The following is a 15797-nucleotide window of genomic DNA, read 5'->3' on the forward strand; positions in this document are numbered from 1 at the left end:
TTTTAAATTCCAAAAAGGTTAAAAATGCAAAAAGTTATGAGTTATTTTAGGCAAATTTGCGAGATTCCGCACCTTAGCTATGAAACGGAAAAATTGCGAGATTTTTTAGTGGAATTTGCAAAAAAGCACGAATTTAGCGTGGAAGTTGATAGTGCCGGAAATATTTATGCCATAAAAGGTGAGCCAAAAATTTGCCTGCAAGCGCATTATGATATGGTTGGCGTGGGACTTGCGCCGCAAATCGAGCTAGTGGAGCAAGATGGCTTTTTAAGTGCAAAAAACTCATCTTTGGGGGCTGATAATGGAATCGGTGTAGCAATTATAATGGCGATGATGAGCGAGTTTGAGAACTTCGAAGCAGTTTGGACAAATAACGAAGAAGTGGGGCTCTGGGGCGTTAGGGAATTTAACGGCACTATAAAAAGCAAAAAAATGCTAAATTTAGACAGCGAAGATGAAAACGAAGTCATAATCGGGTGCGCAGGAAGTGCCGAAATTCGCGCTCTTTGCGATACTACGCGCGAGAAAAAAAGTGGCTTTTGCTATGAGATTTTTATCGATGATTTCCCGGGCGGTCATAGTGGAATCGAAATTCATAAAAACCTGCCAAATGCGATTAAATTTTTAGCCGAATTTATCGCTAAAAACGGCGGTAAAATCGCCGAATTTAGCGGTGGCGAAAGGGCAAATTCAATCCCTGCAAAAGCTAGTGCGACTGCAATTTTTAAAAATGAAATTTCAAATTTTCCAAATTTTATTAAACATAAATTTTTAGGGTTTAAAGAGTGCGAAATTTATGAAAATTCGGACAATATTTTAAATCTCATTTGCGAATTTAAACAAGGCGTTAGGGATTTTAACGATGAGTTAAATTTGCCCGGGACTAGCATAAATTTATCTTTGGCTGGTGAAAAAAACGGCAAATTTGAGCTTTTGTTTTATGCTAGATCGATGAGCGAAAAGGGCTTAAAAGGTGTGAAATATCAAACCAAAATGTCGGCTGAAAATTTTGGCTTGGAGTGCGTTTTTGGCGAAACGAGTGAGCCGTGGCAACCACAAATTAGCGAGTTTAGCGAATTTATCTTAAAAAAATTGCAAAAATTTGTGCCTAGCGCGAAGCTTGGTGCCGTTCATGCTGGGTTAGAGTGTGGCGTTTTTATCACAAAAGATTCTAACATTATGGCATGTTCTATTGGTCCAAATATCACTTCACCACACAGCACGCATGAAAAAGTCGAGCTAAAATCGGTCGAAAAAATCCTAAATGCCGTGCGAGAGATAATCTCTGGCGTGCAAAATTTATAAAATTTTATCCTTGCTTTTGCAAAGGTGTGCTAAAAAGCACTCTTTGCAATTTGGCTTTACGGCTTTGCAAGTGTATCGTCCAAATAGCACCAAAGCTTGGTGCAGGTAGTTTAGGTCGCTTACAAATGCCTTTGTAAGGTCGTTTTCGGTTAGTTCTGGCGTTTTTGCGCTTGAAAGTCCAAGTCTATGTGATACGCGAAAAACATGCGTATCCACGGCGATAAAATTCGCCCCACAATGCTCGATTAACACGACATGGGCTGTCTTTTGCCCGACCCCTGCAAGGCTTTTTAAATCCTTTTCATTTAGCGGGATTTCGCCGCCGAAATTTTCCACCACAGACTTTGCCATTTTGATTAAATTTTGCGCTTTGTTATTAAAAAAACTGCACGAATTTATTAGCATTTTAACTGCGCCCAAATTTGCATTTGCGAGCGAGTGTATGTCAGGAAACTCCCTAAATAGCGCAGGTGTGATTAAATTTACCCGTTTGTCGGTGCATTGGGCTGAGAGCATAACGCAAACGATAAGTTCGTATAAATTCCTAAATTTAAGCTCACTTGTCGGTTCGCCGAAATTTTCTAACAACAAATTTTTGATTTCTAAAATATCTTTTTTCGTTCTCATGGGCGGTATTTTACACTAAAAATTTAAAAATCTAATTTAATTATTAACCACATTTAGCTATAATTTTCGCGAAAATTTTTTTATTAAGGAATGTAAATGAAAAAGATTGTTTTTTCTGCACTTAGTTTGGCTGTGGCTGTAAGCCTAAATGCGACCGTTTTTGCAACCGTAAATGGCAAAAATATCACTGAAAATGAACTTATTCCGATGTTAGCAGGTAGTGGTATAGCTCCAAACGAACTTGCTAATATGCCAGCAACTGCCAAAAAAGAGATACTTGATAGAGTTATTACTCAGCAACTTTTAGTCGATCAAGCTAAAAAATCAGGCGTAACAAATGACGAACTTTATAAAAAAGAGCTTGAAGTTCAAAAAGATATTTTGGCTGTGCGTGTTTGGCAGGCAAAGCAAGCAAATAACATAAAAATAAGCGATAGCGAAGTTCAAAATTTTTATAACAAAAATAAAAGTAAATTCGTTGAACCGCCTTTGGTTCAAGTTCGCCACATTTTGGTTAAAACAGAAGCCGAAGCAAAAGGACTTATCGGCGAGTTAAAAGCTTTAAATGGCGCTGCTCTTACTCAAAAATTTGCTGAAACTGCTGCTGCTAAATCAATCGAACCAGCTGCTAAGCAAACAGGTGGTGCATTGCCTCCGTTCCCAAAAGAAGGCGCTATGGTTAAACCTTTTGCGGACGCAGCTTTTGCTATGAAAAAAGGCGAAATCTCAAAAAATCCTGTTAAAACTGAGTTTGGTTATCATGTAATCTTAAAAGAAGATGAAAGAGCGCAAAGACAAGTGCCTGTAAATGAAGCAAAACCTATTATCGAGGGTGTGATTCGCCAAGAAAAAGCAGCTGCAAATTTACAAAAAACAGCACAAGATTTGTTTAAAAAAGCAAAAATCGAATATAAATAATAAATTTAGGAGGTTGGGCTATGGGAGTTTTAGATATTGTAAAGCCCGGAGTTTTATTTGGCGATGATGTTAGTAAGCTTTATAAATACGCACAAAGCGAGGGTTTTGCGATCCCTGCTGTAAATGTTGTCGGAAGTCACTCTGTAAATGCTGTTTTAGAAAGCGCAAAAAAAGCTGGTTCGCCTGTGATTATCCAGTTTAGTAATGGCGGAGCGAGCTATTATGCTGGTAAAGAGTGCGAAAACGGCGCGATTATGGGTGCAGTTAGTGGGGCTATGCAGGTTCATTTATTAGCTAAATATTACGGCGTGGCGGTAGTTTTACACACAGATCACGCCGCAAGAAAACTGCTTCCTTGGATAGATGGCTTACTTGAAGCTAGTAAAAACTATAAAAAAGCTCACGGAGTGCCGCTGTTTAGCTCTCACATGCTAGATCTTAGCGAAGAGAGTTTGGAAGAAAATTTAAGCACTTGCGAAGAGTATCTAAAAAAAATGAGTGAGCTAGGAATTTCCCTAGAAATCGAGCTTGGCGTAACAGGCGGCGAAGAAGACGGCGTGGATAATACAGGCGTGGATAACGCACTTTTATATACGCAACCAGAAGATGTCGCTTTGGCTTATGAAAGGCTTTTAAAGATTAGTTCAAATTTTAGCATCGCAGCTAGTTTTGGTAATGTGCATGGCGTTTATAAACCTGGAAATGTCGTGCTTCGCCCTGAAATTTTGCGAAATTCGCAAAAATTTGTAAAGGAAAAATTTGGTTTAAATGACGAAAAACCTGTAAATTTCGTTTTTCACGGCGGAAGCGGTAGCGAGATAAAAGACATTAAAGATGCCGTTAGTTATGGCGTTGTTAAGATGAATATCGACACTGATACGCAGTGGGCATTTTGGGACGGCGTGAGAGAGTATGAGCTAAAAAATAGGGCATACTTGCAAGGTCAAATCGGAAACCCGGAAGGCGAAGATAAACCAAATAAAAAATACTACGATCCACGCAAATGGCTAAGATGTGGCGAAGAAAGTATGGTAAAAAGGCTTTTAACGGCGTTTGAAAATTTAAATTGTATAAATAAAAACTAAGGCAAATTTCATGGAAAACAGAAGTAGCGAAGTTTTGGATTTAACACTGCCCGAAAACAACGAACGCTCCCAAATAGGAGTTTATCTAAAAATTGTTTTCGTGCCGATTGCGATTTTTGTGGTATTTTTGCTCGGATTTTTAAAAGTTATCGATTTTAAGGTTGAGCTTCACTCGATTGTGATGATGGCGGTTTTGCTTGTCATCGCGCTTATTTTGGCGCGTCATAACGCAGAATACGGCTGTTGCGCATTTGAAAGCAGGATCGATAATTTCAAAAAAGAGCTTAAAGAGTTCATTATGTCGCACCTTTTAGTCATCGCAGGTAAGAAAAAAAGCGACGCTAAATTTGAAGATTTTAGCGATGAATACGCGCTAAATTTGCGAAATCCAAACTATGCTTCTGTTGCAGCTGGAATTTTCCCAATGCTAGGAATTTTAGGAACCTTTATCAGTATTGCCATTTCTATGCCGCAGTTTTCTTCAAGCGATATAAATTCGCTCGAAAAAGAGATTGCTCAGCTTCTTGGCGGCGTTGGAACGGCTTTTTATGTCTCTATTTATGGTATTTTTCTTGCACTTTGGTGGATTTATTTTGAGAAAAAAGGCATTAGCAAATACCAAAATTTGGTTACAAAATACAAATTCGCTACAAGAAACTTTTTTTGGCATAAAGATGAGATTATGCAAAGCTATTTGCAAGAAATTTTGGATAAAAACGAAAAGGTAGCAAAGCACTTCGAAAGTATGGCAAGTGGCGAATTTAACGAAAAACTTAGCAGGTCGATTGAAGAAAAATTCCAAAATTTCCAAAAGATTGTAAGCTTAGAAGAAGAAACACTAAAACTTACTTCTGCCGAGCTTGAAAAATCAAACGAAATGCTTGTAAATTCGAATATCACGCAAAAAAGAGTAAGCGAAAGCTACGCTGAGATTATTTCGATTTTAAAATCCGTTTCGCAAAATTTAGCCTATATCCAAAAGGGCGTTGCCGACGAGCAGGTCAAATTTGCAAATTTTACCACGCAAAAAACTGATAAATTTGAAAATATCGCAAATTCGTTATCACAAGAGTTAAAAAATTTGCAAAGTTCGCTTGGTTCGCTAAATTCTCAAATTTTGCAAAATAAAGAAATTTTAAATCAAAGCGTCAAAAGCGAAATAAAAACAATAGTCGATGATTTTAAACAAATTTTTAAAGACGAAAATATCGGTAAATTCGACAACTCCGACATTATCGAAGAGCTTAAAAAATCCCTTGCCGATATTGATTTAAAAGAAAAAGAAAATGAAAACTAACAACGAAGAAAGCTCATTTTGGGTCGTTTATGCAGACTTGATGGCTGGTTTGCTTTTTGTTTTTGTTTTGCTTGTGGGTGGGATTATCGTTAAATATTTTTTAACTCAAACTAGCCTAGAAAGCACCGAAAGCGCGCTAGAACAGCAAAAAAAAGATTTTGCAAGTGCGATTTTAAGTCTGCAAAATGAAGAGAAAAAAACCGCCGAGCTAGAAGCGTTAAATAAAATTTTCAACGAACGACTTGAAGAGCTAAATGTCGAAAATGTCGATTTGCGTAAGCAAAACTCGATATATTTTATTCAAATCGAAGATCTCACCGAAATGGCAGAAAAGCTGAAAAAAGAGAATTTCGATATGAACGAAATTTTGCGAAACCTAGAAGCACAAAAAAACGAAGCAAACGCGACAATCACACAAAACGAGCTTAAAATCGCATTTTTGCTCGATCAACTCAGCCAAAAAGAGAGCGACTTCAACCAAATTTTGCGTGATTTAAATGTTACAAAAAACCGAATTCGCAACTTAACGGGTATGAAAGTTAAGGTCATAGCCGACATAAAAGAGAAACTTAGCGATAAAATCAGCATTGACGAAGAAAGTGGCGCGATAAAACTTTCGTCCCAAGTGCTTTTTGACAAGGGCGAAGCAGTCTTAAAAGATGAGATTAAAGATGAGCTTGAAACCACGCTGAAAAGCTACTTTGAAACGCTTTTAAACAACGATGAGATTAGAGCAAATTTAGACCAAATCATCATCGAAGGGCACACTGACAGCGACGGCGAGTATCTTTATAACCTTAAATTATCGCAAAATAGGGCATTGGAAGTGATGAATTTCATAAATTCATGGAACACCGACGAGCGACTTCGAAAATATCTCATCGCTAGCGGTAGAAGCTTTATGTCGCCTGTGCTAACTGGTGGCGTCGAAGATAAAGACGCTAGCAGGCGGATTGAGATCAAATTTACGCTTTCAAATAAAGAAGCGATGGAAGAAATTCGCAAATTTTTAGAATATGACGGAAACAAAACAGCAAACTAGCCTAAATTTCGGCACTTTGCACGACCATGCCTTTGAATTTGAAAATCCAAAAATAGAGCAAATTTGCATTGACGGCTTTAAATTTTGGCTTTTGCGGGACGACCTGCTCGGGCTTTTTAACGGTAACAAAGCCAGAAAACTGCACTACTATCTAAACGCCGATTTAAGCAAATTTAAAAAAATCATCAGCTACGGCTCATCTCAGTCAAATGCGATGTATTCATTAAGCGTTTTTGCTAGGCTAAAAGGGCTTGATTTCGAGTTTGTAGTTGATCACATAAGCGAAAATTTAAGGCAAAATCCGTGTGGAAATTTCAAATTCTCGCTTAAAAATGGTATGAAAATTTATGAAAACAAAAATCGCCGCCAATTTGCGCTTAGTCTTTGCGATGAGAGTGCGATTTTTATCGAAGAGGGCGTTGCGCAGAGTGAAGCTGAGTTTGGTTTTGTCGTGCAGGGCGAATTTATCGACAGATTTGCCACCACGCATGAAAAAGAATTTGACATATTTTTGCCAAGCGGAACGGGGGCGAGTGCGTGTTATCTAGCCAAACATACCAAATTTAGCGTTTTTACCACACCTTGCGTAGGCGACAGGGCGTATCTAAAAGAGCAAATACTCGCCCTAGATAAAACTTCAAAAGTGCAAATTTTGCCACCACCACGCAAATTTCACTTTGCAAAACCTTACGCCGAACTTTATGAAATTTGGCATAAAGCAAAAACGCAAACAGGCATAGAATTTGATCTCATCTATGACCCCGTGGGACTTCTCACGCTTTTAGAAAATCGCGAAAAATTCGCAAACGAAGTCCTGTATATCCACCAAGGCGGAATTCTCGGCAATATCTCGCAACTGCAAAGATACAAATATAAATTTAAAAATTTATAAATTTACGCTTTCCGTTTTTTTAAACGAAATTTAGCTAAAATTTGTGTTTTTAAATTTATCAAGTTTGTCTAGTTTAAAAATTTCAAAGGATTTGTGGTGATAAAACAAAAAATTTTTATTATTTTGTTTATGACTTATCTGAATTTATACGCTTATGAAACGCTAAAAAATCCAGTTTGGGAAATGAATTCAAAAGAACTTTATGATTGGTGTGTAAGCCACAGTTTTGTAACTAATGAGATGATTTTGACCGGTTGTAAATGGGGTTCGCAAGGCAAATTTGCTTTTATAAATAAAAATGGATTTTTAATCAATCGTATCTCGCTAGTAGATGATAGGCTTAATGGCACAGTAGCCCAAACAAAATCGCATTTGATTTTGGGTAATTACATATTTGATAAATTTGAAAGTAGAGATAATTTAAAAATTATAAAAACACTACCTTATAAATTTAGGCATATTTTAGTTTTAGGATACGATTTTATCGCAACTGACAGCCAAAATGTGGTGCGATATTTTGATAGAAATTTAAATATAAAATACGAAATTTATCAAACTGACGAAATAAAAAGTATCCTTAAAAAAGATGAAACACTTCTGGTTTTGGTGGAAAATGAAGGGCTTTATAAATACGATTTAAAGGGCAATTTTATAGATAAAAAAGAGATAAATGTCAAATTTATAGATTTTTTAGCTTTTGATGATTTCTTTTTTACATTAGAAGAAAAATATTTTTATCAAAATTTTCAAACAACAAGAGAGATAAAATTGATAAAATATGATTATGACGGACATAAAATTTTTGAAAAAATCGTAAGTTCGGATTCTAATAGAAATGAAGTTAAAATCGTTAAATTTAATGAGAATTTACTATTTATAACAAGTAATGAAAATGGAATAAATTTGATTGAATTTAATCAAAACGGCGATGAAATAGATAAAAATATTGCTTATGGTTATTCAAAAGAAACCATGATAAATACAGCTGTGAAATTAGATAGCGGCGATATTTTGCTTGGCGGAACAATAAATTATAACGCATTATTTATCAAGATTTCAGCCGATTTGCCACTTGGAAAACAAAAAATACGACCATTTGACGAATAGTTTATGAGACAATAGACTGCGATAATTTGTTTCTACTATCATTGCGAAAATTTGCCTAATCTGTCATCGTCAGACCACGAAGTGCTCAAAGCAATCGCCAGTGGTAAAATAATCAGTTTGCAAATTTGCAAATTTTATTAAATTCAAAACTAAATTATGCTATAAACTAAAATTTATAAAAAATTTAAAGGGTCAAAATATGAAAATTTTAAAATCAAACGAAGCAGGTTTTAAAGCCGAATTTAAAAAGCTTGTCAATCGCTCCGATATGGATATGAAAAGCGTTATGCCGATAGTTACGGGCATTATCGACGATATAAAATCTCGTGGCGATGAAGCCTTAAATGAGCAAATCGCCAAATTTGACAAATGGGAAGTTAAGGGAAATCTCGCTATCACACAAGACGAGATGAAAAAGGCTTTTGATGAGCTCTCAAACGAGCTAAAAAATGCCTTACAAGTGGCTTATGAACGAATTTTTGCCTACCACGAAAAGCAACTCGAAAAAAGCTGGATCGAATTTGGCAAATACGGCGAAATGCTAGGACAAAAAATCACGCCTGTTGATCGTGCAGGGCTTTATGTGCCGGGCGGAAAGGCGGCGTATCCGAGTTCGCTTTTGATGAACGCAATCCCTGCAATCGTCGCAGGCGTGAGCGATATAACCGTCTGCACCCCTGCTGTGGGCGGAAGCGTAAATTCACTGCTTCTTGCCGCCATGCATGTGCTAAAAATCAAAAAAGCCTACAAGGTTGGCGGCGCAAGTGCCGTTGCGGCGATGGCGTATGGCACAGAAACGATAGAAAAGGTCGATGCCATAACAGGTCCCGGAAATATCTTTGTCGCGACGGCTAAAAAACTAGTTTTTGGCGATGTAAATATCGATATGATCGCAGGTCCTAGCGAAGTGGGCGTCCTAGCCGACGGCTCGGCAGACGCCTATCACACGGCTGTTGATTTGCTTAGCCAAGCCGAACACGACGAAATCGCAAGTAGCATAATGGTTACAGATGATGAAAAATTTGCCCTTGCCGTGAAAGATGAAATTTATAAAATTTTGCCTACATTAGAGCGCGAGAGTATCGCTAGAAAGAGCATTGACGATAAAGCGGCGATTATCATCGCTAAAAATTTTGACGAAGCGATAGATTTGATGAACGACCTAGCTGTCGAGCACCTTGAAATCGCCACCGACAACGCTTATGAGATACTACCACGCATAAAACACGCAGGGGCGATTTTCTTAGGACACTATACGCCAGAAGCTTTGGGGGATTATTTAGCTGGTCCAAACCACACGCTGCCGACGGGCGGCAGTGCGAGATTTTTCTCGCCGCTTGGGGTTTATCACTTTATCAAACGAAGCTCTATCATAGCGATGAATAAAAAAAGTGTCGATGAGCTGGGCGCAGCTTGTATGGCGTTAGCCGAAGCAGAGGGCTTAACGGCACATAAAAAGTCGGTGGAAATTCGTTATAAAAAATAAAAATTTAAATTTCGCATTTTATTAATAATTATTAAAATGCGAAATTTTAAGTTTTATCATTGTAATTCGCTATCAAATTTAAAATTATCACCAAGATAGTATTTTCGCACATTTTCATCGTTTGCGACCTGTTTGGCTGTGCCGCTAGTGAGCAACTCGCCGTCTTTTATGACATAAGCTCTATCGCAAATCGCCAAAGTTTCGCGGACATTGTGGTCGGTTATCAAAATCCCGATGTCAAGCTCTTTTAGGCTTCGCACGATGTTTTGTATGTCGCTAACTGCGATAGGATCGACCCCCGCAAACGGCTCATCAAGTAATAAAAATTTCGGCGTTATCATTAGACTTCGCGCGATTTCGCAACGCCTTCTCTCGCCACCGCTTAGGCTCACGCCTTTTCGCTCCCTTATTGGCTCGATATTTAGCAAATTTAGCATTTCATCGACTTTCTCGGCAGCTGTTTTTTTGTCTTTATAGGTGATTTCAGCGGCAAGCATTAAATTTTCTTCTACGCTTAAATCCTTAAAAATGCTACTTTCTTGCGGCAGGTAACCAATGCCAAGTTTGGCGCGTTTGTGAAGCGGGACATTGCTAATGTCCTTAAAATCAAGAAAAATCGCACCGCTCGTGCTAGAAATAAGCCCACAAATCATATAAAATGTCGTTGTTTTTCCTGCGCCATTTGGTCCTAGCAAGCCCACGACTTCGCCGTTTTGCACTTCGAGCGAAACGCCTTTTATGATTTGCGTTTTTTTTATCGTTTTTGTTAAATTTTTAACTTCTAGTATATGCATTATTTACCTCGTATTTGCGTTTGTTGCCGTTGATTTCGATTTTTACGATACAAAAATCAAGCAAATATTTTTTTAACAGCTCGATTAAATTTTCATCTGCCCACTCGACGATATGAAGCCCCTCTTCAAAAAAATTCTCAAAAAGACCGTTTTTAAGTAGTCCTGACGAGCCGTCATTGTAAATGTCATAATGATAAATTTGCCCATATTTTTGCATAATCGAAAATGTCGGCGAATTTACGATTTTTTCGTCTATGCCGTGAAATTTGGCGATTGTCTTAACTAGCGTTGTTTTGCCACTAGCTAAATCGCCCATAAGCAGTATTATCCCTTTTTTTGGCAAAATTTCTGCGATTTGCGAAATTTCGCTAAGGCTAAGGACAAATTCGAACTTCTTTGACATATTTTTCTTGCTCACTTTTTGGCGTGTTTTTTGTAGTCGGAAAGCTCAAAACTTGATAACTTTTATCTTTTTCTAAAAATTTTATTGTGATGACATCGCCGATTTTAAGCATTTTACTAGCTTTTGCTAAAACGCCGTTTATATAGACAACGCCACTTTTACACATATCTTCGCTGACGGCTCTGCGTTTTGTGATATTTACTGAATTTAAAAATTTATCTACTCTCATAGGCGTTATAATACTAAATTTCATCTTATATTTTGCCAAATTTAGGTAGAATTTGGAGTTTTTAGTTTTTCAAAATGGGGAGATAAAATGGCTAGTGATAGAGAATTATTAAAATTCACACAAGAACAAAGAGAAATTTTAAAATCTGCTGTAAGTGAATTTGTAAGGATAATTGATAATCGTAAGGAAACAGATAAAACAACAGGAATACCACAACAAATAGAACCAATAAAAGAAAATTTGAAAACAAAATTTGATAATATTGTAGTGGATATTGGTGTTGGTAGCGGTAAGTTAAGTAAAACTCCAAATATTTGTTTTTGTAGAAAAGATATTTTGCAAAAATATTTGGTAAATACAGATAATTTCACTCAAAAAAAAGGATTTTATGTAATTTTAATATATAATCATAATGATAAAAAATTCTATACTATGATAGGTGGAGCAATAGCAAACGATATATATTGCAATGCTTATAATTTATTAAACCAACGAGATAAAAAAGAAAATTTCAAAGGTAAAAGAACGGCTTGGTATCAAAAAGAATTTAATGAAATATCAGATGATATGATTACAGAATTAGAAAATTTAATAAATATTTTTAATGAATTTAGTGTTGATGATTTTAGACCGATACAAAATACTAATCAAAATTTAAAAATACAACCAAATAGTGAAAATAAAGGGGAGAAAATGAAATTCCCACTAAATCAAATTCTTTACGGACCTCCGGGGACTGGTAAGACTTATGAAGTTGTAAATTTGGCTTTACAAATTTTGGGCGAAAGTCCTTCCGAAAATAGAAAGGCTAAATTTGATAAATATCGCCAAAACGGACAAATCGAGTTCATAACTTTTCATCAAAGTTATGGCTATGAAGAGTTTGTCGAAGGCATAAAGCCTGTGTTTGATGATAAAAATTCCCAAAGCGGCGAGTTAAAATACGAGATAAAAAACGGAATTTTTAAAGAAATTTGCGAAAGGGCAAATTCTATACAAAATTTAGACAAAGAAAAAACTTTATGGAGACTTTATACGCTTCCTAACGGCGAAAAAGAAAATGATTATTTTGATGAGTGTATAGAAAATAAGTATGTTTATACTTTCAAGAATTATGGCTATGATGAACTTAAAAATTCGGCTCAAAATGGACATTATATAGTTATCCCAACTTCTACAAATGGCAAAAGTAAAACAATACGAGCATTTGGCATTATAGAAAATATTATAAAAGAAGAAAAGGAAAAAATTTATAGAAAAATTAAGTGGCTTTGGTATGCAAAAGATACGGATAGCTATATAAAATTCGATGAAGTTAATTTTGGCATAAAAACATTTCAACAAGTAAAAACAAATAAAAATTTAATTATCGAAGCCATACAAAGAATTAAACAAGAGCCATATATCCTAATCATAGACGAAATCAATCGCGGAAATATCTCAAAGATTTTTGGCGAGTTGATTACGCTGATAGAAGAAAGCAAACGCATAAAAAATCCCGAAGAATTAAGGGTTGCGTTGCCGTATAGTGGCAAAAAATTTGATAACGGCAAAGGTTTTGGAGTGCCAAAAAATCTTTATATAATCGGCACTATGAATACAGCGGACCGCTCTATCGCCTTAATCGATACCGCTCTTAGAAGACGATTTGAGTTTGTGGAGATGATGCCAAAAGCTGAAAATTTAAGCGAAAATATCGACGGCGTAAATTTGCAAAAGCTTTTAAATGCGATTAACGAAAGAATAGAATTTTTGCTCGATAGAGAGCATACAATCGGTCATGCTTATTTTATCGGCGTTGCGAATTTAAGCGATTTGCGAAAAGCCTTTAAAAATAAAATTATTCCGCTTTTGCAAGAATATTTTTATGATGATTATGAAAAAATTCGAGCTGTTTTGAACGATAATGGTATGATAACCGACAAACCAAAGCCTAAATTTAACGGAGAATTTAGCTTTATCGATGATGGTAAAATGGTTTATCAAATTTGCAAATTTGATGAATTAAATGATGAAAAATTTATAGAAATTTGTAAAAATATTTATGAATAGTTTGCAAATTGCCGAGTGGCAAAGATTTGGCGAAAATGAAATATCTGGCGTAATTGGAAGCGAAAAAGCTAAAAAAGCCTTTGCTGAGCTTGTGGATTTCGCTCACGGCTACGGCAACGATAAATTTATCGGTTTTGTAAATTCGCATACCTTAAAAGCTAAAAATTTCGTCGGCTTAATCCAAACCAAAAGCGGTTTTGTTTTGGAGATTTTGCCAAAAATTTTTGAAAAAGATGATGAATTTGATAGCAAAAAATCCCGAGATTTGCTTTTTAAAATGCTAAAAACGCTTAAAAATTCGCCGTTTAAACGGACACAAATGGCAAATTTAAAAGCCAAAAACTTTCCGCTCTTAGAAATTTTTGCAATTATGTTCTTAGATGAACTTGATATAATCATAAAAAGTGGTATCAAAAACAACTATGTCGAAATCAGCCAAAACAGGCACTTTTTAAAAGGAAAATTACTTTTTAACGAGCATTTAAAGGCAAATTTAATCCACAAAGAGAGATTTTATACAAACGCCGATGAATTTATAGCAAATATACCTGAAAATCGCATTATCGTAAGTGCGTTAAATTTGCTTTTTAAATTTGGTTTTAGCGCTAAAACAACGGCAAGATTAGCAAATGCGAAATTTGTTTTTTCTGATATTTTAGAGAGCAAAAATTTAAGCGCAGATTTCTCAAAATGCCAAAGCTCACGCCATTTTAGCAGATATGAAATCGCCCTTGCGTGGTGCAAAATTTTCCTAAAAAACGAAAGTTTTACGCAGTATAGCGGAAGCGATAAGGCTTTTGCCCTGCTTTTTGATATGAATTTGCTTTTTGAGAGCTTTGTGGCGGACTATTTTAAAAAACATAGCGAATTTGAGATAAAAACGCAAAATTCGAGTAAGTATCTTTTGGCGGATAACGGCGGAGAGAATTTGTTTAAAATGCGACCCGATATTTTGGCGATTAAAGGCGAAAATACTATAATTTTGGATACAAAATGGAAAATCATAAAAAGCATAAAAGATGATATTTCGCAGAGCGATTTGTATCAGATTTTTGCTTATGCCGAAAAATATAAAAGTCAAAAAAATGTTTTGATTTATCCAAAAATAGGGAAAAAAGATGATTTAAAATACTTTTATAAAGCAAATAAAAAGGAATTGCAAATTTTGTTTTTTGAAATTTTTGATGAAAATGCGATAAATTCACAGATACAAAAAATTTTAAATACAGAAAAAATGTAAAAATTCCAATATTAATAAATTTCAGAAGTTTTAAACAAAATTTTGGCTAAAATAAGCAGTTAAATTTACTTAAAAGGTTTAAAAATGGCAGAAAAAAATAGCGTAAAAAAGGTAGTTTTGGCATATTCCGGTGGGCTAGATACTAGCATTATTTTAAAATGGCTTGGCGATAACTATGGTTGCGAAGTGGTTACTTTCACAGCAGACATCGGTCAGAACGAAGACCTAGCGCCCGTAAAAGACAAAGCCCTAAAACTAGGCATAAAAGCAGAAAATATTTTTATCGAAGATTTGCGAGAAGAATTCGTCCGCGACTATGTTTTCCCTATGTTTAGGGCAAATGCGATTTATGAGGGCGAGTATCTGCTAGGAACTAGTATCGCTAGACCGCTTATTGCAAAAAGACTTGTCGAAATCGCAAATAAAACAGGGGCTGATGCTATCAGCCACGGAGCTACCGGCAAAGGAAACGACCAAGTCCGCTTTGAGCTTGGAGCTTATGCGTTAAAACCTGATATAAAGGTTATCGCACCATGGCGTGAGTGGGATTTAAATAGTCGTGAAAAACTTTTAGCATACGCTAGCAAACATGGCATAGAAATCGTAAAAAAAGCAGGAAAATCGCCGTATTCGATGGATGCAAATTTGCTTCATATTTCGTATGAAGGACTAGTTTTAGAAGATCCAAACCACGCCCCGGAAGATGATATGTGGCGATGGACAACCGATCCTAAAAAAGCACCAAATGAGAGTGAAATCATCGAAATCGAGTATAAAAATGGCGATCCTGTCGCATTAAACGGCAAAAAACTAAAACCACACGAAATGCTAAATGAGCTAAATAATCTTGGTGCAAAACACGGCATAGGCAGACTTGACATCGTCGAAAATCGCTTCGTCGGTATGAAAAGCAGGGGTTGTTACGAAACTCCGGGCGGAACGATAATGCTAAAAGCTCACAGAGCGATTGAAAGTATTACGATTGATAGAGGTGCCGCTCACCTAAAAGACGAACTTATGCCAAAATATGCCGAGTTAATCTACAACGGCTTTTGGTTTAGCCCTGAACGCATTATGCTTCAAGCTTTGATAGATAAATCGCAAGAGTGCGTAAATGGCACCGTTAGGCTTGAACTTTACAAAGGAAGCGTAAGCGTAATAGGCAGAGAAAGCAAAAGTGATAGTCTTTTCAATGTCGATTTTAGCACATTTGAAGAAGATGCAGTTTATAACCAAAAAGACGCAGAAGGCTTTATCAAACTAAATGCTTTGCGTTTTATCATCGCAGGAAAAAGCGGTCGAAAATTCTAAATTTAAAAG

General features: G+C 36.2%; 14 protein-coding genes and 1 pseudogene. 11 read left to right on the plus strand and 4 right to left on the minus strand.

What is annotated here, in order from left to right; genetic code table 11:
- Positions 1-24 precede the first annotated feature (24 nt).
- Positions 25-1305, plus strand: a complete 1281-nt coding sequence (locus PF026_RS02650) for a M20/M25/M40 family metallo-hydrolase (protein WP_270864223.1) — start codon at positions 25-27, stop codon at positions 1303-1305.
- Here the strand turns inward: PF026_RS02650 and PF026_RS02655 are convergent.
- Positions 1300-1932, minus strand: coding sequence for an endonuclease III domain-containing protein (locus PF026_RS02655; protein WP_270864224.1), 633 nt, complete (start codon positions 1930-1932; stop codon positions 1300-1302). The genes PF026_RS02650 and PF026_RS02655 overlap by 6 nt on opposite strands.
- A gap of 96 nt (positions 1933-2028) precedes the next feature.
- Here PF026_RS02655 and PF026_RS02660 point away from each other — a divergent pair, with 96 nt between their 5' ends.
- From PF026_RS02660 to hisD, 7 genes are all read left to right on the plus strand, one after another.
- Entirely contained in the window at positions 2029-2850 is an 822-nt protein-coding gene (locus PF026_RS02660) for a peptidylprolyl isomerase (protein WP_270864225.1), read from the plus strand.
- 20 nt (positions 2851-2870) lie between these two features.
- On the plus strand, positions 2871-3935 hold the full coding sequence (gene fbaA, locus PF026_RS02665) for a class II fructose-bisphosphate aldolase (protein ID WP_270864226.1): 1065 nt from the start codon (positions 2871-2873) through the stop codon (positions 3933-3935).
- Positions 3936-3945: 10 nt separating this feature from the next.
- Entirely contained in the window at positions 3946-5232 is a 1287-nt protein-coding gene (locus PF026_RS02670; RefSeq protein WP_270864227.1) for a MotA/TolQ/ExbB proton channel family protein, read from the plus strand.
- On the plus strand, positions 5222-6274 hold the full coding sequence (locus tag PF026_RS02675; protein ID WP_270864228.1) for an OmpA family protein: 1053 nt from the start codon (positions 5222-5224) through the stop codon (positions 6272-6274). Before PF026_RS02670 ends, PF026_RS02675 begins: the two co-directional genes overlap by 11 nt.
- The gene (locus PF026_RS02680) at positions 6249-7166 is read left to right on the plus strand and encodes a 1-aminocyclopropane-1-carboxylate deaminase (protein ID WP_270864229.1); all 918 of its coding nucleotides are present in this window, start codon (positions 6249-6251) and stop codon (positions 7164-7166) included. The genes PF026_RS02675 and PF026_RS02680 overlap by 26 nt, the downstream gene beginning before the upstream one ends.
- 96 nt (positions 7167-7262) lie before the next feature.
- Positions 7263-8273: a hypothetical protein gene (locus tag PF026_RS02685; RefSeq protein ID WP_270864230.1), complete on the plus strand. Its 1011-nt coding sequence runs from the start codon at positions 7263-7265 to the stop codon at positions 8271-8273.
- A 199-nt stretch (positions 8274-8472) separates the two neighbouring features.
- The gene (gene hisD, locus PF026_RS02690; RefSeq protein WP_270864231.1) at positions 8473-9759 is read left to right on the plus strand and encodes a histidinol dehydrogenase; all 1287 of its coding nucleotides are present in this window, start codon (positions 8473-8475) and stop codon (positions 9757-9759) included.
- Between the two features lie 56 nt (positions 9760-9815).
- On the opposite strand, the gene lptB is transcribed toward hisD, so the two are convergent.
- Genes lptB through PF026_RS02705 form a run of 3 tightly spaced genes read right to left on the minus strand, consistent with a single transcriptional unit; the run spans position 9816 to position 11185 of the window.
- On the minus strand, positions 9816-10553 hold the full coding sequence (lptB, locus tag PF026_RS02695; RefSeq protein ID WP_270864232.1) for an LPS export ABC transporter ATP-binding protein: 738 nt from the start codon (positions 10551-10553) through the stop codon (positions 9816-9818).
- Complete coding sequence (gene tsaE, locus PF026_RS02700) at positions 10534-10956, minus strand: tRNA (adenosine(37)-N6)-threonylcarbamoyltransferase complex ATPase subunit type 1 TsaE (protein ID WP_270861241.1); 423 nt, start codon at positions 10954-10956, stop codon at positions 10534-10536. The genes lptB and tsaE overlap by 20 nt, the downstream gene beginning before the upstream one ends.
- Positions 10928-11185, minus strand: a complete 258-nt coding sequence (locus PF026_RS02705) for an RNA-binding S4 domain-containing protein (protein WP_270861263.1) — start codon at positions 11183-11185, stop codon at positions 10928-10930. The genes tsaE and PF026_RS02705 overlap by 29 nt, the downstream gene beginning before the upstream one ends.
- An 846-nt stretch (positions 11186-12031) precedes the next feature.
- On the opposite strand from PF026_RS02705, the pseudogene PF026_RS07950 reads away from it, so the two are divergent.
- From PF026_RS07950 to PF026_RS02720, 3 genes and pseudogenes are all read left to right on the plus strand, one after another.
- Positions 12032-13237 (plus strand): annotated as a pseudogene (locus PF026_RS07950) (McrB family protein); the annotation flags it as partial.
- Entirely contained in the window at positions 13230-14477 is a 1248-nt protein-coding gene (locus tag PF026_RS02715) for an McrC family protein (protein WP_270861239.1), read from the plus strand. The pseudogene PF026_RS07950 and the gene PF026_RS02715, both read left to right, overlap by 8 nt.
- A gap of 84 nt (positions 14478-14561) precedes the next feature.
- Positions 14562-15788 (plus strand): argininosuccinate synthase, encoded by a 1227-nt coding sequence (locus tag PF026_RS02720; RefSeq protein WP_270861238.1) that lies wholly within the window; start codon positions 14562-14564, stop codon positions 15786-15788.
- Positions 15789-15797 lie beyond the last annotated feature (9 nt).

This window comes from Campylobacter sp. CS_NA3 (genome assembly GCF_027797495.1).
Taxonomy (GTDB): Bacteria; Campylobacterota; Campylobacteria; order Campylobacterales; family Campylobacteraceae; genus Campylobacter_B.